At 37.1% G+C, this 17,645-nt stretch carries 15 protein-coding genes; 8 read left to right on the forward strand and 7 right to left on the reverse strand.

All coding sequences use genetic code 11. From position 1 onward, the window contains the following. Nucleotides 1–189: 189 nt before the first annotated feature. Complete coding sequence (gene mgtE / locus HMPREF1864_RS02960) at nt 190–1,512, reverse strand: magnesium transporter (protein ID WP_062571359.1); 1,323 nt, start codon at nt 1,510–1,512, stop codon at nt 190–192. A 260-nt stretch (nt 1,513–1,772) separates the two neighbouring features. Further along, complete coding sequence (locus HMPREF1864_RS02965; RefSeq protein WP_062571360.1) at nt 1,773–2,345, reverse strand: helix-turn-helix domain-containing protein; 573 nt, start codon at nt 2,343–2,345, stop codon at nt 1,773–1,775. Between the two features lie 219 nt (nt 2,346–2,564). Between HMPREF1864_RS02965 and HMPREF1864_RS02970 the strand changes: the two genes are divergently transcribed. Further along, a complete protein-coding gene (locus tag HMPREF1864_RS02970) occupies nt 2,565–3,461 on the forward strand; it encodes an alpha/beta hydrolase (RefSeq protein ID WP_062571361.1) in 897 nt (298 codons plus the stop codon). A 43-nt stretch (nt 3,462–3,504) separates the two neighbouring features. Here HMPREF1864_RS02970 and HMPREF1864_RS02975 read toward each other — a convergent pair whose 3' ends face one another. Then, on the reverse strand, nt 3,505–4,704 hold the full coding sequence (locus HMPREF1864_RS02975) for a helix-turn-helix domain-containing protein (protein ID WP_062571362.1): 1,200 nt from the start codon (nt 4,702–4,704) through the stop codon (nt 3,505–3,507). A gap of 195 nt (nt 4,705–4,899) precedes the next feature. On the opposite strand from HMPREF1864_RS02975, the gene HMPREF1864_RS02980 reads away from it, so the two are divergent. After that, on the forward strand, nt 4,900–6,231 hold the full coding sequence (locus HMPREF1864_RS02980) for a YjiH family protein (RefSeq protein ID WP_062571363.1): 1,332 nt from the start codon (nt 4,900–4,902) through the stop codon (nt 6,229–6,231). 50 nt (nt 6,232–6,281) lie between these two features. After that, a complete protein-coding gene (locus HMPREF1864_RS02985; RefSeq protein WP_062571364.1) occupies nt 6,282–6,953 on the forward strand; it encodes a flavin reductase family protein in 672 nt (223 codons plus the stop codon). Nucleotides 6,954–7,322: 369 nt separating this feature from the next. Here HMPREF1864_RS02985 and msrB read toward each other — a convergent pair whose 3' ends face one another. Then, complete coding sequence (gene msrB, locus HMPREF1864_RS02990; protein ID WP_062571365.1) at nt 7,323–8,264, reverse strand: peptide-methionine (R)-S-oxide reductase MsrB; 942 nt, start codon at nt 8,262–8,264, stop codon at nt 7,323–7,325. 397 nt (nt 8,265–8,661) lie between these two features. Here msrB and HMPREF1864_RS02995 point away from each other — a divergent pair, with 397 nt between their 5' ends. The 5 genes from HMPREF1864_RS02995 (at nt 8,662) to HMPREF1864_RS03015 (ending at nt 14,313) form a co-directional block, all read left to right on the forward strand. Then, the gene (locus HMPREF1864_RS02995) at nt 8,662–9,297 is read left to right on the forward strand and encodes a ZinT/AdcA family metal-binding protein (RefSeq protein ID WP_062571366.1); all 636 of its coding nucleotides are present in this window, start codon (nt 8,662–8,664) and stop codon (nt 9,295–9,297) included. 64 nt (nt 9,298–9,361) lie between these two features. After that, nucleotides 9,362–10,657, forward strand: a complete 1,296-nt coding sequence (locus HMPREF1864_RS03000) for a metal ABC transporter substrate-binding protein (protein ID WP_062571367.1) — start codon at nt 9,362–9,364, stop codon at nt 10,655–10,657. 3 nt (nt 10,658–10,660) lie between these two features. Then, nucleotides 10,661–11,335: a metal ABC transporter ATP-binding protein gene (locus HMPREF1864_RS03005; protein WP_062571368.1), complete on the forward strand. Its 675-nt coding sequence runs from the start codon at nt 10,661–10,663 to the stop codon at nt 11,333–11,335. Then, nucleotides 11,322–12,119, forward strand: coding sequence for a metal ABC transporter permease (locus tag HMPREF1864_RS03010; RefSeq protein ID WP_062571369.1), 798 nt, complete (start codon nt 11,322–11,324; stop codon nt 12,117–12,119). The genes HMPREF1864_RS03005 and HMPREF1864_RS03010 overlap by 14 nt, the downstream gene beginning before the upstream one ends. Nucleotides 12,120–12,309: 190 nt before the next feature. Continuing rightward, nucleotides 12,310–14,313: a C69 family dipeptidase gene (locus HMPREF1864_RS03015; RefSeq protein WP_062571370.1), complete on the forward strand. Its 2,004-nt coding sequence runs from the start codon at nt 12,310–12,312 to the stop codon at nt 14,311–14,313. Between the two features lie 128 nt (nt 14,314–14,441). Here the strand turns inward: HMPREF1864_RS03015 and HMPREF1864_RS08475 are convergent, their stop codons facing one another. The 3 genes from HMPREF1864_RS08475 to HMPREF1864_RS03025 form a co-directional block, all read right to left on the reverse strand. Continuing rightward, a complete protein-coding gene (locus tag HMPREF1864_RS08475) occupies nt 14,442–14,579 on the reverse strand; it encodes a hypothetical protein (RefSeq protein ID WP_156435948.1) in 138 nt (45 codons plus the stop codon). Between the two features lie 116 nt (nt 14,580–14,695). Then, the gene (ftsH, locus tag HMPREF1864_RS03020) at nt 14,696–16,528 is read right to left on the reverse strand and encodes an ATP-dependent zinc metalloprotease FtsH (RefSeq protein WP_062571371.1); all 1,833 of its coding nucleotides are present in this window, start codon (nt 16,526–16,528) and stop codon (nt 14,696–14,698) included. Between the two features lie 75 nt (nt 16,529–16,603). Continuing rightward, nucleotides 16,604–17,644: a ribonucleotide-diphosphate reductase subunit beta gene (locus HMPREF1864_RS03025; RefSeq protein ID WP_062571372.1), complete on the reverse strand. Its 1,041-nt coding sequence runs from the start codon at nt 17,642–17,644 to the stop codon at nt 16,604–16,606. Nucleotide 17,645 lies beyond the last annotated feature (1 nt).

The following is a 17,645-nucleotide window of genomic DNA, read 5'->3' on the forward strand; positions in this document are numbered from 1 at the left end:
TTATAAATTCACTTGCTTAAAATTTTGTATGTTTTATCTTTGGTTATTTAAGTTTTTATATTTCTATTGTACTACATTTGTTAACTTTTTTATATAGATTACGTATTGATTTGTTAATATATTTTACCTCAAATTGAAAGAGGGGCAGAATTGCCATCCCCCCTATTTTTTTCTTACTTTATGGACTTCTTAAACACCTAATAAAATTGTTGCTACTTCGAAATAAACGAATAGTACCAAGGTGTCTACTATTGTTGTGATAAGTGGGCCTGCCATTATTGTTGGGTCTACGTGTGTTTTTTCTGCAATTAGGGGTAGAATCCCTCCAATAATTTTTGATAGGACTATTGTTGTAAGAAGTGTAATTGATACTGTGAGTGTAACACCAATGCTCACACTATCAAGGATTGACATCCTAATAATATTTACAATTACAAGGATGGCTCCTACTATTATGCCTATGAGAAGTTCCTTAAACATTACTTGGGCAAATTCTTTAAATTCAATTTCGCCTGTGTAAATTCCACGAATAACAGTTGTTGATGACTGTGTACCTGCGTTTCCACCTGAGTCCATTAGCATAGGGATATAGGCTGCAAGAGCAACCGATGATGCCAAGAGGGTTTCGTATCTCTTTATAATAAAGCTTGTGAAGGTTGCTGTCACAAGACAAATGATGAGCCACATTGTCCTGTCCTTGGCAAGTTTAATTACAGACTTGTCCCAGTAGTGTTCTGGTGATGATTCACTAATACCGTGGATGTTACCCAAGTCTTCTTCGTACTCTTCGTGCATAACGTCGATTGCCCATTCTGCTGGGACAATACCCACAAGTCTGCCTTCAGAATCTGTTACAGGGATTTCTGATAAGTCGTACTTAACCGCCAACTTAGCAACAACTTCTTGGTCATCTGTTGCGTAAACGCTGGCGTTAATTGGATGCATAAATTCTTCGATGTCCTTGTTCTTATTACGAAGAAGGTCGGCTAGGTTTGCATAGCCTATTAGGACTAGGGACTGGTTTGTAACCCAAACTTGTTCTAGTCTATCTGCATCTAGGTCTGAGTGAATGATTTTTTCTAAGGCTTGTGTTGGTGTAGCTGTTGACTTAACAAAGATGAAACCAACAGACATAATGGAACCAACGGAGTCCTTAGGGAAGCCTAGAAGTTCATTAATAATTGGTCTTCTATCCTCTTCAATGTATTGGTTCATAAACTTTCTAACCATATTGGCAGGAAGTTCTTGCAAGGTATCTACTACCTCGTCTTCTTCAAGCTCTTTCATAAGGCTTATTATTCTTTCTTCAGAAAGTGAGCCTATCATTTCTATTTTTTTCTCCCTTGGCAAAAGTGAAAAGGCATCTGCCAAGAGGTCTTTATTTAGAAGTTTTATCCAAATCGCTGTGTCCTCTTTGGATAGGTCTTCTAGTCTTTCTGCTATATCAACAGGGTCCATCTTGTTGATCTCATCTTGCAAGATTTTTAATCTTTCTCTATCTAATTTGTTCATGTAACCTCCTAATTTTTGCAAATATCATAAATTTTTGCATAAAAATTCGCTGCCTAGCGGTAAAGATACATGAACTTAAGACTCTACTTTTAAATCACAAGACTTTCTTTATCGCGTAGGCACATACATTTTTTCCAGGGTCCACTGGTATCCATGTAAACACCTCCATATAAAATGATTTTAACATATATTGACTTTTTAGACTATTTTTATTTCCCAAAGAAAAATCCACCGGCTAGGGTGGACTTAGTTTTTGTTTTTTAATTTTTATTTTTTATTATGTGATAGAAGACTATTAAGGGAGAGAGAAGGTAGACAAGGGGTAGGACTACTTTGGAGAACAAGTTGTATTCAAGGTCATCTAGTTTGTCACCTATATCTTTGTAGGCTTGAGGGAAGGCTATTAGGGCTACAATCATATAGATTGTAAGGATGAGGTAGGGCATGTCTTTCGGGTCCTTACCCAGGTAACTTTCCACAAAGAGGAAGTAGTAAACTGCGAAAAAGAAAATCCCTAGCCCACAAAGGCAGGCGTAGATGAAGATGTCCCAGAGTCCATCTCCAATAATTTTTTTCGTACTTCTTTTATCTTCACTTCTTTCTTCAACGCCCTCTTTTGTTACTTCTTTCTTTTCTTCCTCAGCTTTACCAATAAAGTATGCCATATCAACTCCAAATATTTCAGAGAGTTCTCTCAAGTTGGTCATTGTTGGTGTGGCCTTATCATTTTCCCATTTTGAAATTGCCTGCCTTGTTACAAAAAGTTTGTCGGCAAGGTCTTCTTGGGAGAGATTTAGTTCTCTTCTCTTTGCTTTTATTTTTTCTCCGTACATAATTTTCACTCGCCTTTTATTATCTCATAATTTCATTTTATGTAAGAAATGATAACAAAAATATCCTGGTCTAACAAGCAAATGGGGCGCAACTTTTGGTTGCGGAGGAGTTTTCCTTAATTTTTATAAAAAATTTTATTTTAAAGGGTCTTTTTCTTAAAATTTTTAATCTTTTTCTTGTTAAAGTGATAATATGCTATTAGATATAGGAGGTTTGTTATGAGCATTTCTTATAAGATTTTAGCAGGTCTAGTAAGGGCAATTAGAATTAAAAAAATTTTTCTCTTGCCAAAGGATAAGATTTTAAATTATGCCAGTAGGCAAAATCAAAAGCCAAGCTTCAAGCTTAAAGATGAAGCCGACATTTATTATGATGATAGGACTTTTTTGTCCCAAAGATTGATTGTAATACATTCAAAAAATAAAAATCCCGGTGCAATCTTATACCTCTTTGGCGGTGGCTACATAACAAATCCCGACAAGAGGGACTTAAGCTTTGCCAAGAAGATTTGTCGCACCACTGGTAAAGATGTCTGGTTCTACTTTTATCCCCTTTGCATTGACAAGACCATAGTGAAAGCTTACGATGCCACTGTAGGAGTCTATGAAGAGATGACAAAAACCTATGGGGAAGAGTCCCTTTCCATTTTAGGTTTTTCATCTGGAGCCTCACTTGCCCTTGGACTTGGTCTCTACATAAATGAAAATAAATTGCCTTTAAAGATGCCAAGAGAAATCATCGCATCTTCTGCTGGTGGATGTCTATCTAATGATCTCGATATGGATAGGCTGAAGGAATTAAACAATAAGGACATAATGGTTGACTACAAGTATTTTGACACTGCAAAAGAAATTATGACTAATGGAGAAAGTGTCCCTGAATATATGCTCTATCCCTACAGGGGAGACTTTAGTAACTTTCCAATGACCTACCTCTACTATGGGTCTTATGAAGTGATCTATGCCTTTGCACCTCTTTTTGAGGAAGCCCTAAAAAAATACAAGGTTAATTACAAAATAATAGTGGGAAATGGACTTTGCCACTGCTATCCACTCTTGTCAATCTTCCCAGAAGGCAAGGAAGCCCAAGAAGAAATTATAAAAATTTTGAAATAAAAGATGCCAGAGACATAACCCCCTCTGGCATTTTCTATATAATTTAATTTTTATTTTTATTTCTATAATCCCTGGGACTAAGTCCATAAACATCCTTAAAGGCCTTGGAAAAATAGGAGTAGTCGTTAAAGCCAACTTCAAGGGAGATGTCGAAAATTGATTGATCAGATGACCTTATTAACTTTTCAGCATTTTCTATCCTCACCCTTATTAGGTATTTTGAAAAGTTTATCCCCATTCTTTCCTTAAAGGTCCTGGAGAAGTGACTCTTACTGTAACCTGCCACCATAGATATTTCATCAAGGCTAATGTCCCTCGTATAATATTTTTCAATATAGGCCCTGGCGTTATTCATGGCAAGGTCATGTTGGTCTTCTATTTCAAGTCCAGAACTTATTAGGTCAAGGGTCCTATTTATTGCTGCCCTGGTATCGTCAATATTGTTAGAGCCAACAATGGTTTCAATGCTCTTTACAGTTATAAGTGACAGGTCGGACTTTAGACTTCCCCTGGAAAAATAATTTATAACTTCCACAAGTAGCCTAATGAGGTTGGACTTAATGTATTCTTCGCTTACGTTTCTCTCCACCATATCCTGAACAATTTCATCAACTATGTCGTAGGAGCCTTCCCTATCTTGAAAGCCAATTTTTATTAGGAGTTCATAGATTTTTTTATCAATCTTAGACTTGTAGTCTTGGTCAATTTTTACATCAATAAGGCTGGGTCTTAAAATTTTTCCTCGTCCCTTGTTAAAAATATTTTCCAGACAGTTAAAGGATTCTTCATATCCCTTAGCTAGGTCCTTGTTAGATTTGCAGTAAGAGCTTATCCCAATGCTCACTGTGTGAGTCATCTCATTCTTTAGATCATCAATAATTTTTTCTGCTAACTCCTGGCTTAGGTCAAAGGCCTCTTCCTCAGTCCTTCCTTGGCAATCCAAAAAAATTATTATCTTGTCAGTCCCCGTTAGGGTAGTGGAGATGGTCTTATAGTCCTTAATTATTTCTCTAGTGTATTCAAGCAGTTTTCTCTTTAAAATATACCTGTAGTGGTTGTCACGATTTTTGCAGACTTTCCAAAAGTCGTCATACATAATAGTGATTATGTAGTTGGTGTCAAGGTCAAGTTGGTATTGGCTAAAGGTGGACTGAAAGAGTCTTGCTCTTGATAAGTCTCCATATATTAGGTTGTGTATGTAGTCCTTTGTTATTATGTCGTATAAAAGTAACTTGTCTCCCAATTTTTTCCTCTCTCTTTTCTTAAATTCTTTTTTATTCTATCCTTAATCAAATAAATTCTAAAATTCTATTACCTCAAAAGTCTAAATACTTTATCGTGATTATATTATAAAGCAAAAACTTTAAAATCTAAAGCAATATATTCCATATTTTTGTGTTTAGGAAAAGGTTATTATCATATCAAAAGGAGGAAATAAATGAAAGAAAAAATAATACATAGGGAAGAAAAGCTTTACAAAGACCCGAAATTACTTGCTAAGTTTATAATTCTCAGTGCAATTGGAATATTTGCCTTTTTCGTGCCTATCAAGGTGGATGACAAATCGACAATCCCATTAGAATATGTAATTTCACTTTTTATTAACAGCTTACCAAAAGTTGCAACAGCTTATGCCTTTATCATCATTATGATAGGTGCCTTTAGACCTTTTGTGAAGGGAACTTGGAAGGCTGATAAAGTCACTATAATATTCTCTTTCACAAAATTAATTGGGGCATTCTTCACACTCTATTTATTCTCTGGTTACGCACCAGAAGCAGTTGCAAGAGATGACCACGGTCCATTCTTGTTTAACTCACTGGCAATACAAGTAGGTACATTAATTCCAATTTCAGCAATTTTTATAACTTTCTTAATGGACTACGGATTTATTGATTTTATAGGAAACTTTTTGAGACCAATAATGAGAGCAATCTGGAAGACTCCTGGTAGGACAGCAGTAATTGCAGTAGCAGCCTTTATGGGATCAACTGCAGTTGGGGTAATGATGACTGACGACCTATACAGGGAGAGAAAGTATACACAAAGAGAAGCTGTGGCAGTAGTAACAGGCTTTACTACAGTTGCAATATCCTTTTTAATAGTAATTGCGAACACAACTGATCTAATGGAATATTGGGGCGAATATGTTTTCGTTTCACTATTTGTTACCTTTGCACTTAGTGCCATAACAGTTAGAATTCCACCAATTTCAACAACATCAGATAGATACTACAAGGACATGGAAGGTTACCCAGAAGAAAAACTTGAAGGCAATCTATTTATGGCATCACTTAATGAAGGACTTACACTTTGCAAGGAAGCAGGACCTGTTGTTCCAAGAACCACTAAGAATGTCTTAGATTCCTTTAACCTAGTATTTGAAGTTCTGCCAAACTTTATGTCAATCGGTCTAGTTGCACTTATAATTGCAAACTACACACAAGTATTCGACTACTTCGGATATATTTTATATCCACTTACACTTTTACTTAGAATACCTGAGCCACTACTAGCAGCAAAGGCTGCCATGTTAGGACTTGCTGAAATGTTCCTACCAGTAATGGTGGTAACAAAGGCTCCTCTAGTTACAAGATTTATAATCTCTGTAATGAGTGTTGCTCAAGTAATTATGTTCTCAACTACAATCCCTACAATTGTAGCATCTGAGATTGATGTTTCCATTAAGGACCTAGTAATAATATGGTTTGAAAGAACTATATTCTGTTTCTTAATCACTACGCCTATAGCATTTTTGTTAATTAAATAATTTAGAAAGTTTATTGTTTTAAAATTTTTACAGAAAAAAAGGAGATAATTATGTTTTACGAACCAAAGAAAAATAACCACGGACTAAAAAAGAACCCATTTAAATCATGTTCAGTACCAAGAGTAATTGGCTGGATTTCAACTAAGAACCCAGATGGAACAGACGACATTGCACCATACTCACAATTCACAAACCTAACATTTGACCCACCACTAGTTTTATTCTCAGCTAACCAAAACGTATTTGGTGACAGAAAAAACACTGTTAAAAATATCGAAAGAACTGGAGAATTTGTTTACAACATGGTAACTGAAGATCTTGCACAAGCAATGAACGAATCTTCAATTGCAAGTGAAGACTTTATGGACAAATTCGAACACTGCGGTCTTGAAAAAGAAGAATCCAAGCTTGTAGATGTTGCAAGAGTTAAGGGTTCACCTATCCAATACGAGATAAAATACGTTCAAACAATTAGACTTCCAGGTGTTGACACACTTAACACAATCGATATCATTATCGGTGAAGTTATTGGAATCCACATTGACGACAAGTTCATAACTGACGAAGACAAGATTGATATCTGCAGCATTAAACCAGTTGCAAGACTTGGATACTTCGACTTCACAGTTGTTAATAACTCCTTCACAATGGACACTCCAAAGATTGACCCAGAAAAACAAGCTCTTGTTGACAAGGGACTTGAGGGTATAGCTGGCAAATAAGGGTTACTAGGGAATAAAAATTAACAAAAATATTAAATAACAACAGCTTAATATAATTTACGTGCCTCACGCTCCCTTATTTATAGTCTTATTAGATTTTTGTAAATTCATAAAATTTTATGAGTCCATAATTTTCTTATGAGTCTATAAACTTTTACTGACTTATATTTTTTTACTATCTCATAAAATTTTACTAACTCATACTTTCTTAATATTCAAATGTGTTTTAAAAACCAAAGCTTAAATTATCTAATAAAATAAAGTTATCCTAATTTTTATGCTTAAGTCAAAATAATAACTAGGTTTGTACACAAAAAGAAGAACTTGGGAATATGGTTAATCCATAAAGTCCTAGGTTCTTTTCTTTTTTTATTTTACAAAAATCTTATAGTCTGCATAGCCTTCTTTATCCATATCTTCGTAGGGGATGAAGTCAAGAGCTGCTCCGTTGATGCAGTACCTAAGTCCGCCCATGTCTATTGGTCCATCATGAAAGACGTGACCAAGGTGGGAGTTTGATGACTTAGACCTCACTTCTGTCCTTACCATTCCATAAGAAGTGTCCACTTCTTCATCGAGATAGGTTGAAAGGATTGGTCTTGAGAAGGATGGCCAGCCACAACCTGCGTCAAACTTGTCTGATGAAACAAAGAGGGGTTTTCTCGAAAGCTTGTCTACATAAATTCCCTTCCTATGTTCAGCATTTAAGTCACTTGTGAAGGGCCTTTCTGTTCCAGAGTTTGCCATAACTTCGTAGGAAAGATCATCAAGGGCTTCTCGCTTAGACTTATTTAAAAATTCTCTTTCGTCATCAATTATTGGTTCATCTGCCAAGCTCAAGTTGATGTGGCAGTAGCCCATGGGATTCTTGTCAAGATAAGCTTGGTGGTAGTCCTCTGCCTTTACAAAATTTTTGATGGGAGAGATTTCCACTGCAAGCTTGCCAAGTTTTTCTTCTTCATAGGCTATGAAGTCCTTAACAATTTCTTCTGACCTTGTGTCTCCTTCTTCCCAATATATTCCTGTCCTGTATTGTCGCCCTATGTCATTGCCCTGCCTGTTAATAGACTTGGGATCAATGATCCTAAAGTAGTGGAGGAGGATCTCTGTTAGGGAGATGTGAGAGAAGTCGTAATAAATTTTTACTGTTTCTGCGTGGTCTGTCCTTGCCACAGATTCATAATTTGTTTCGTCGCTAATGCCATTGGCGTACCCAACTAGGGTCTTCTTTATTCCCTTTATTCTTTTGAAGTAGCCTTCAGTTCCCCAAAAGCATCCACCTGCAAGATAAATAGTTTTTATATTCTTCATATTATCACCTAGGTTACCTTTACCCAAAATTTGCAAATAAATATAGGGCTTGCTGAACTCCTAATAGGGGACAACTTCACAATTAATTATTTTTTTCTAAGCTTCGACTCTCGCTTAAATAACTTTTTATTTTTTTTATAAAGGCGAAGAATCAAATCAATTAGATCTTAAAAGCAAAATAATTTTCTAAGTAATAATCTTTTATACTAATTAAGTAAATTTGAGTAAGTTCTTTAAAATAAAATTTTTGAACTTGTTATACTAGGTTTATAAAAATGATAATGCGTATCATTTACAAGTTGCTAATATTTTGTCTATTCTCTAATATAAGAAATTTTTCTGCTAATTTCTTTAAATTCTTCACAAAATATTAGCTAACTTATAATAAGGAGGAATTATGAATAAAAAATTTAGACTATCGCTAGGTGTCTTGGCTTTATCTGCAACTCTTCTTGTTGCTTGTAACAAGGAAGAGTCTAAGAATGAGCCTAAGGAGAACAAGGCTAAGGTCGAACAAAATGTAGCAACTAAGGCTGATGATAAGTCTGCTGATGAAGTTACTCTTTCTGACTGGGACGGCGAATGGAATAACATTTCCAACTATCTTGATGATCCTGGCCTAAAGGGTGCTTACGAAGAAGTTGCTAAGAGAGATAATATCACTGAAGATCAAGCTAAAAAGAACTTTGCTGATCACGTTGCAGTTGATTTTGGAGCTATAAAGGTTGATGGAAATAGCATAACTTTCTTAAAAGGACCTGAAGGGGAAGAAATTGACAAGGCTGACTACAAACTAGTAGACAAGCACCCAATAGAACACGGTGGAAAAACTCTTTATTGGTACGAGTTTACTTCTAATGGAAAATATCCAACAATTTTATTGATGCCAGTTCACGGCGAAGACCACATGCCACACTTCCACTTAAGAGTTGGAGGAAGTGCTCAAGAAATGTTAGCTAAAGATGACTGGTACCCAACATTTGTTAGTCCAACAGTAACTATCGATCAAGTTTACGAAGAAGTTGCTGAATAATATTTCTATTTATCCCATCCTCGATGCTTCATCGAGGATATTTTTTTAAGAGAAAGGAGACTTTATGTCAAAAATAATAAAAATTATGACTGTATTTCTCTTGGCTTTTTCTCTAGTTGCTTGCAAGGCAGAAAAAAGTAAAGACGCAAAACCTGTCGTCTACACTTCCTTTTATCCAGTTTACAGCTTAACTAAAAGCGTAGTTGGTGACACTGTGGACCTAAGGATCCTGATGCCAAAAAACCAGGACCCCCACCTCTGGGAGCCAACTCCAAGAAAGATAAAGGACCTGTCAAATTCTGACTTGTTAATTATAAATGGGGCCAATATGGAACACTGGGCAGACACAATTGCCAATACTCTTCCAAATTTGGACATCCTAAATCTTGCCAGTGGGGTTAATTTAATTTCCTACAAGGGGGCTGCTGCTATTGGAGACTTCCAATACATGGTGGCTGGCGACTTTGATAAGGAAACCTACTCCTTTGAATTTGGTCACACACACGAAGATAATATGAGGATTGCCTTCCTCTATTGTGACAAGGACTACTCTGAAAAGGACCTTATTAAGATGGGTCGAAAGATCATGGAGGACCCTGGCGAAGATGTTCCACAAAAGTCCCTAATAAAGGTTGAGGACAGGAAGACTTATAAGCTTGAGATGGGCCATGAGCATGGAGAAATTTATTACAAGCTTCCTAAGAAGGGCAAGTGGATTATGTTTAGCGACAGAATTTCCACAGACCTACTTTCTTATAAGATGCTTGATTCCCATGGAGATGATATGAAACTAGATGTCCTTCGTGATACTTCAACTACTAACGAGGACAAGATAACCTACGATCCTCACTCTTGGATGAGTATTAGAAATGCCAAGAGATATGTAAATGATATTGAATACAAGATGTCCAAGCTCTATCCTGAAAACAAAAATATCTACAGGAAGAATGCTTCCAAGACTTTGAGAAAGCTTACAGCACTGGACTACAAGTACAGGGACCTCTTTAAGAAAACTAAGAGGAAGGAATTTATTGTTAGTCACTTTGCCTTTGCCTACCTAGCCAAGGACTTTGACCTCATCCAATATCCTCTCCAAGGTCTCACAAGTACAGATTCTCCAAGTATAAAGAAGATCACAAAGGCCATAGATGACGCAAGAAAAAGACATATCAACACAATCTTTTACGAATATGGGATGCCAGAAAATGGGGCAGACATAATCGCAGAGGAAATTGGTGCTGACCTAAAAGGCCTAATATCCATGGAGTATATTAACAGGGATATTGAAAGGAACGTTGGAGATGACTTTATAGATATGATGGAATACAATTTGAAAAATATATACGAATCATTGAGGTGATATATGAAGGCTATTGAAATAAAAAATGCCAACTTTGCCTACGATAGGGATACAGTCCTTAAGGACTTAAACCTGACCCTGATGAACAAGGAGAAAATCACTATCATCGGTGGCAACGGAGTTGGCAAGACAACTTTAATAAAAATAATTATTGGGGAGCTCAAGCTAAGGTCTGGGGAAATAAAAATATTTGAAGAAGACCTAACCCTTGATTCACTTAAAAAGATTGGCTACGTTCCTCAATCACAAAAGGAAAATTTATATACCTTCCCAATTTCTGTCAAGGAGCTTGTAACCCTACAGCTCTACGAAAGTATGGGGATGATAAAAATTCCAAGAAAGGTCCACTACGACAAAACTATGGAACTTTTAAAGAAGATGAACCTAGAGAAGTACGCAGACTATCCCCTAAGGGACTTGTCTGGTGGTTTGAGACAAAGGGTTGTTATCACAAGGGCCCTTATGAACAATCCAGAAATTTTAATTTTTGACGAGCCAACATCAGGCGTCGACGAAAATTCAAAGAGGCAATTTGCCAAAACCCTTGAAGACTTAAACAAAAATTTTGACGTATCCATAATTTTAATAACTCACGAACTAGACTGGGTTAAAAATAATCTACAAATGGATAAGTTTTACGAACTAAAGAAGGGAGGTCTTGAACTTGTTACAGTATAGCTTTATGATTAGGACCCTCTTAGTTTCCTTTATGATATCCATAATAATTCCCCTCATTGGGATTGTTATAGTTAATCGTGGGACTTCTATGATGGGGGATGCCCTATCTCACGTTTCGCTAGCTGGGGTTGCCTTGGGACTAATCCTTTCCATCAATCCCCTAATTGGTGCCATCTTTGCCTGCGTCATTGGAGCCTTCTCCATTGAAAAAATCAGGAAGAAGTTCCCCCAATTTGGTGATATGGCAACTGCCATAATAACCTCTATGGGACTAGGACTTGCTGCCCTCTTGTCAGACTTTTCACCAGGAGGAAGTAGCTTTGATGCCTATCTCTTTGGAAGTATTGCATCAGTATCAAAGCTTGACGTAGTAATCGTCCTCATTACCTTTATACTTGTTGTTGCAATTTCTTTAATTTATTATTTTGGTCTCCTCTCCATCGCAATTGATCCTCAACTTGCCAAGATGAGCGGGGTTAATGTGGCGAGAATTAATTCAATCTTCACACTTTTATCTGCCCTTACAATTGCCCTTTCAGCCAAAATAATTGGTGCCCTCATGGTGACATCACTTATAGTTTTGCCCGTGGCATCATCACTATTAATAAGTAAATCCTACAAGGCAACTTTCCTTAACACCTTGGTCCTTGGACTTATTTACACCCTAAGTGGTGTCATCCTGTCCTACTACTTCGACCTAAAACCAGGTGGAGCAATAGTTGTTATTGCATCCCTAGGAATGCTAGTATGCCTCTTGATTTCAAAATTAAAAAACAAGAATTAAGTGAAATCTGCAAGTTATCTTGCAGATTTTTCTTTTGTGGTTTTAAGTGCTACATCGACAAAATTTAGTACAAAATTAAAACATTGACTTATTATATTCTGAGGTGTTAATTTATATTTATAAAAACGCTTCCATCATCTTTATTTAGATAAAGAAAACATTTTTATAAAAGGGAGCCAAGGAGGTAATTATGAAAAATAGAAAGAAGAGATTATTGATTGCAGGTCTTGTATCTAGCATGGTTCTATCCATGGCAGTTCCAACTTTTGCCTGCACAGGTATCATTGTTGGTAAAGACTTAACTACTGATGGTTCTTTTATCTTTGGAAGGACTGAGGACTACCAAAGAAATAGGACTATGAGACTTGTAACTCACCCACGTGGAGAAATTAAAAAGGGCGACAAGTTAGTTGATGTCAACAATGGATTTACATACATACACAAGGAAGACTCTTTGAAGTTTTTCTCAACTCCAGACTCTTCCAAGAAGCCAAAAGAAATGGAACAAGGTGTCTACGATGCTGCTGGCTACAACGAAGCAGGCGTAGGTATCTTCTGTACAGTTTCAGCTAGCCCATCAGACGAAGTCTTGAAGGTCGATCCTTTTGTAAAAGATGGTGTTAACGAAGCTAGCATGACAACTTTCTTACTTGCACACGCAAGATCAGCTAAGGGAGCCATTGAACTTTTGGCAAAAACTATTGACGAACAAGGCGCATCCATGGGCGACATTGTTGCCTTTGGCGACCAAGATGAAGTTTGGTACATGGAAATTTACACTGGCCACCAATATGTTGCCATTAAGTATCCTGCTGATAAGTTTAGTATCTTCCCTAACGATTTTTGGCTAGGTGGCGTTGACCTTAAAGACAAAGAAAATGTAATTGCATCAAAAGACATAGTTGAAGTTGCAAAGAAGGCTAAGACTTATAAGGAAAATGCTGATGGTCTAATGGATATGGCTGGATCCTATGGTCCTAAGGAAATTAGAGATACATCTCGTTCAAGAGTTTGGTCTGGTATCCACGACCTTGACCCTAACTCAAAAGTTCCTTACGATGCAAAGAGATTTGACTTATTAAATGACCTATCAGAAGGAAGCGAAAAAATAGACATCACTCATGCTTTAAATGTATTTAGAAATAGACTTGATGGAACTGAATTTATTCCATCAGACAACAAGGCTGAAAGAAAAGCAAACCCTAAGACTCACAAGAGACCAATTGGTTCTATTAACACAATGCAAGCCCACATCTTCCAAATCAAGAAAGGTTATCCTAAAGAAGCTCCAGGTCTTATGTGGATGACTCTAGGAAGTCCACTTAACATTCCTTGGATTCCAATTTTCCCTGACATCAATGACTCCACAGCTGAAGCAAAAAATGATTCACCAGTTTATGATGCAAACTCTTACTACTGGGTTGGCTCATCTGTTAATGATTTAGTTTCTGGCAACAGGGAAGCTCTTGGCGAATCAACAAGAAAAACTGTAACAGACTTTGAAGCTAAAATCATGAAGGATCTTCCTCAAGTTGAAAAGGAATGGATTGAACTTTATTCTAAAGACAAGGCAAAGGCAGCAGAATTCTCAACTACTAAGACAATGGAATGGGAAAAAGAAGTATTTGACCTAGAAAAGGGACTACAAAAAGAACTTTCACAAGTTTCTAAGGCTGACTTAATTGACCACTGGGCAAGAAAACCTATTATTGATGCCATCAACAAGAAATTAATGGTGGGCACAAGTGACCTTAGCTTCTCTCCAAATGAAAAAATTACTCGTGGAGAATTTATCACTATCCTTGGAAGACTTGGCAAGGTTGACACAAAGAAATACGCTGAAGTTAAGGACAAGGACATAGAAGCTGGCAAGTTCTACACTGAATATATGAACTGGGCTGTTGAAAAGAAACTTCTTCCAAAGACTTCTAAGGCAATGGCTAATGAAGCCATCACTCGTGAAGAAATGGCATACACTTTGGCAGCTTATCTAAAATTAATGGGCGATGACACTTCAACTCTTAAGATGGTAGTCTTTGATGACCAAAAGGAAATCTCTGATTGGGCCCTTGGCGAAATTGAATTCCTAGTTAACAAGGGAATCCTAAGTGGAACTACTAACAACAAGTTCTCACCTAAGACAAACTTAACAAGGGCAGAAGTAGCACAAATAATTTCAAAGCTTGATAAGTAACTTGCTAAATAAAAATTAAAAATGCACAGCAAAAAATCCTAGGCATGAAACCCTAGGATTTTTTTGTTGCTAACTTATAAAGTTTTACTTAAAGCGAGAAGTCTATCTCTGGGCCTATTGGCACTATCTTATTTGGATTTATCAAATCGTGGGACATATAGTAGTGGGTCTTGATGTGGTCTAAGTCCACTGTCTATGCCACTCCCTCCAGTTGATTCTGTGTCATACCACTGGTCAACCCATTTAGCTTCTACTAATAATCCCATATTCATCTCCTTTTCTTTCTCTAAATTTTTATCTAACTATATTTATACTTTACACCTGGGAAATTTTTGAAAACAAAAAAGGCAGCTTCAAGCCACCTTCTTCATAATTCATATTTTTATTCTTCTTCATCAAAGTTCTTATACTTTGATAAAATTTCCATAAATTGTTTGCCAGTTATAGTTTCTTCTTCTAACAAAAATTCAGAAAGTTCTTTCATAGCATCCCTGTTGTCTGCAATTAATTTTCTCGCCTTGTCCTGAGCTGACTTCACAATCTTAACCATGAGGTCATCAATTTCTTTCCTAGTTTCTTCAGAGCAATTCATATTTCCATTGTCGCCCATGTATCTTGACCCAGAGTCTTGGAACTTCACCATGCCAAACTCGTCAGCCATACCATATTGGGTAATCATGGACCTGGCAGTTTCTGTTGCCTTCTCAATGTCGTTGGCTGCACCAGTAGAAACTTCATTAAAGATAACTTCTTCTGCTGCACGTCCTCCGCAAAGAGTTGTGATGTGATTAATAAGGTCTTCTCTTGTGTAGAGATTCTTTTCATCCTTAGGCACCTGCATAGTGTAACCTAGGGCTCCTGAAGTCCTTGGGATAATTGTAATTTTTTCCACAGGTTCTGACCCAGTTTGTAAGGCTGCAACAAGGGCGTGACCAATTTCGTGGTAGGCAACCCTCTTCTTTTCTTCTGGAGAAAGGATGTCTTGCTTTCTTTGAGCACCTGCAATTACAACTTCAATAGACTCTTGGATGTCCTCTTGATGAACCTTGTCGTGACCCATCCTAACTGCACGAAGGGCAGCTTCGTTTAAGATATTTGCAAGTTGGGCACCTGATGCACCAGCAGTTGACCTTGCAATAAGTGAATAATCAAGGTCATCTTCCATCTTGTAGGACCTTGCGTGAACCTTTAAGATTTCAATCCTGTCCTTTAGAGTTGGAAGCTCAACCCTGATTTGCCTGTCAAACCTTCCTGGTCTTAAAAGGGCTGGGTCAAGGATCTCTGGCCTGTTAGTTGCAGCAAGCATAACAATACCAATGTTGCCATCAAAACCATCCATCTCAGTTAAAAGTTGGTTGAGGGTTTGTTCTCTTTCATCGTTGCCAGAAATTCCTGCTGAATCTCTTTTCTTACCAATAGTATCAATTTCGTCAATAAAAATAATACATGGGGCATTCTTTTTTGCCTCTTCAAAGAGTTCTCTCACTCTTGCTGCTCCACGACCTACAAACATTTCCACAAATTCAGAACCTGCTATGGAGAAGAAGGGAACGTGACTTTCCCCAGCTACTGCCCTGGCAAGTAGAGTCTTACCAGTTCCTGGAGGGCCAACAAGTAGGGCTCCCTTAGGACACTTGGCACCAATGTCTGTATATTTTTTTGGATTTTTTAAGTAGTCCACGATTTCCACCAGAGACTCTTCAGCTTCCTCTTGACCTGCGACATCATCAAAGTTTACAGTTTCGCCACTTGGTTCGTACTTTTGGATTTTCTTTCCACCACCAAAGATGCCGCCGCCGAAACTTTCCATCCTCTTAGTCATTGCCCTTTGTAGAAAGAAGAATAATAGGATTGGAAATCCCCAAGTCATGACAAAGTTCATAAATAAACTTGGCTTTTCTGGAATTTCAGAAGAGTAGTCAACATTTTTCTCTTCAAGGTCCCTAACTATGTCTGGGTCTTCCATCCTTCCAGTCTTGTAGATTTTTTTATCCCCCTTAAGCTTGTAGAGGATTTGGTCTGGTTTAAAGTTTACCTCTGCAATTTTATCTTGACTCAAGTTCCTCCTAAAGTCTGAATAAGAAGAACCTTCTATGCTGTTTTGTGTCACCATTGGCAAAATTAACCAGTTTAAGGCAAAGACTGCCAAGATGGAAATCAAATAATATCTAAGTAAATTGTACTTGGGTCTCTTGTTGTTGTCCTTATCTTCCATATTATAAACCTCCTTAGGGATGAAATTTTTTAAAAATAAAAACCGGATAAAAATCCGGCTTAAATATCTTTCTTATTAAAGGTCATCTTCAATTACAGAAGATTTGGAATATGCAGATGGTCTTGCTTCAAAGAAGTCTGTCTTGATTTGGTTAGGATCAGAGTATTCGCTAACCCACTTCATTGATTCTGGCTCATCGATATTTTCATCAAAGAGGTTGCCAAAACCAAGATTTCTGGAACGCAAGTTGCCAAGGTACATGATGTAATCTTCAATCATCTTTTCATTGAGACCCTTAATTTCATCGCCTATGACATACTTACCCCAAGCAATCTCTTCCTCAACACCCTTTTTAAGCATTTCTTTGTATGCCTCAATATTTTCATCTGTAAATATCTCTGGCTCTTCCTTTTTCATTTCAAGGATGATGCTTCTGAATAACCAAAGGTGAGTGTTCTCGTCCCTATTGATGTATCTGATTTCAGAAACTGTGCCAGGCATCTTGCCCATTCTTCCAAGATTGTAGAAGAAGGAGAAACCTGAGTAGAAGTAAATTCCTTCTAAGATGTAGTTGGCTATTAGGGCCTTCATAAAGTTGTCCAAGTTTTCATCTTCGTAGAAGTCTTGGTATTGGTCCCCAATAAATTTGTTTCTCTTTAATAGGACTTCGTCATCCTTGTATTGGTAGAGGATTTCTTCCCTCTCTTCTGGAGAACAAATTGTGTCCAAGATGTAGGAATAAGATTGAGAGTGGATGGACTCTTGATAACCTTGGATTGAAAGGCAAAGATTGATTTCATTTGCTGTTACATAGGATTGTAACTTTGGTATCTGAGCAGTTTGTAGCGAGTCAAGATAAATCAAAAAAGATAAAATCTTGTCATAAGCAGTTTTTTCAGCCTTGTCAAGTTCCCTGTAGTCCTTCACATCTTGGGAAAGATTAATTTCCTCTGGTATCCAAAAGTTGTTCATAGCTTGGCGGTACCAATCACTTGTCCAGCTATACTTCAAGTTGTTGAAGTCATTTAGGTTTGTTGTATTGCCATTGATGACCCTTCTCTTGGAAGTTTCAATGTCTCCCTCTTCATTAAAGAGACCTCTTTTTGAAAGTTGCATA

It is taken from the genome of Peptoniphilus sp. DNF00840 (assembly GCF_001553125.1).
GTDB lineage: Bacteria > Bacillota > Clostridia > Tissierellales > Peptoniphilaceae > Peptoniphilus_A > Peptoniphilus_A vaginalis.

What these genes read in the sequence shown, in the direction of transcription:
- HMPREF1864_RS02965 (WP_062571360.1), bottom strand. Translation starts at nt 2,345, where the DNA reads ATGTACGGAGAAAAAATAAAAGCAAAGAGAAGAGAACTAAATCTCTCC.
- HMPREF1864_RS03005 (WP_062571368.1), top strand. Translation starts at nt 10,661, where the DNA reads ATGAAGGCTATTGAAATAAAAAATGCCAACTTTGCCTACGATAGGGAT.
- mgtE (WP_062571359.1), bottom strand. Translation starts at nt 1,512, where the DNA reads ATGAACAAATTAGATAGAGAAAGATTAAAAATCTTGCAAGATGAGATC.
- HMPREF1864_RS02995 (WP_062571366.1), top strand. Translation starts at nt 8,662, where the DNA reads ATGAATAAAAAATTTAGACTATCGCTAGGTGTCTTGGCTTTATCTGCA.
- HMPREF1864_RS02985 (WP_062571364.1), top strand. Translation starts at nt 6,282, where the DNA reads ATGTTTTACGAACCAAAGAAAAATAACCACGGACTAAAAAAGAACCCA.
- HMPREF1864_RS02980 (WP_062571363.1), top strand. Translation starts at nt 4,900, where the DNA reads ATGAAAGAAAAAATAATACATAGGGAAGAAAAGCTTTACAAAGACCCG.
- msrB (WP_062571365.1), bottom strand. Translation starts at nt 8,264, where the DNA reads ATGAAGAATATAAAAACTATTTATCTTGCAGGTGGATGCTTTTGGGGA.
- HMPREF1864_RS03000 (WP_062571367.1), top strand. Translation starts at nt 9,362, where the DNA reads ATGTCAAAAATAATAAAAATTATGACTGTATTTCTCTTGGCTTTTTCT.
- HMPREF1864_RS03015 (WP_062571370.1), top strand. Translation starts at nt 12,310, where the DNA reads ATGAAAAATAGAAAGAAGAGATTATTGATTGCAGGTCTTGTATCTAGC.
- HMPREF1864_RS08475 (WP_156435948.1), bottom strand. Translation starts at nt 14,579, where the DNA reads ATGGGATTATTAGTAGAAGCTAAATGGGTTGACCAGTGGTATGACACA.
- ftsH (WP_062571371.1), bottom strand. Translation starts at nt 16,528, where the DNA reads ATGGAAGATAAGGACAACAACAAGAGACCCAAGTACAATTTACTTAGA.
- HMPREF1864_RS02970 (WP_062571361.1), top strand. Translation starts at nt 2,565, where the DNA reads ATGAGCATTTCTTATAAGATTTTAGCAGGTCTAGTAAGGGCAATTAGA.
- HMPREF1864_RS03025 (WP_062571372.1), bottom strand. Translation starts at nt 17,644, where the DNA reads ATGCAACTTTCAAAAAGAGGTCTCTTTAATGAAGAGGGAGACATTGAA.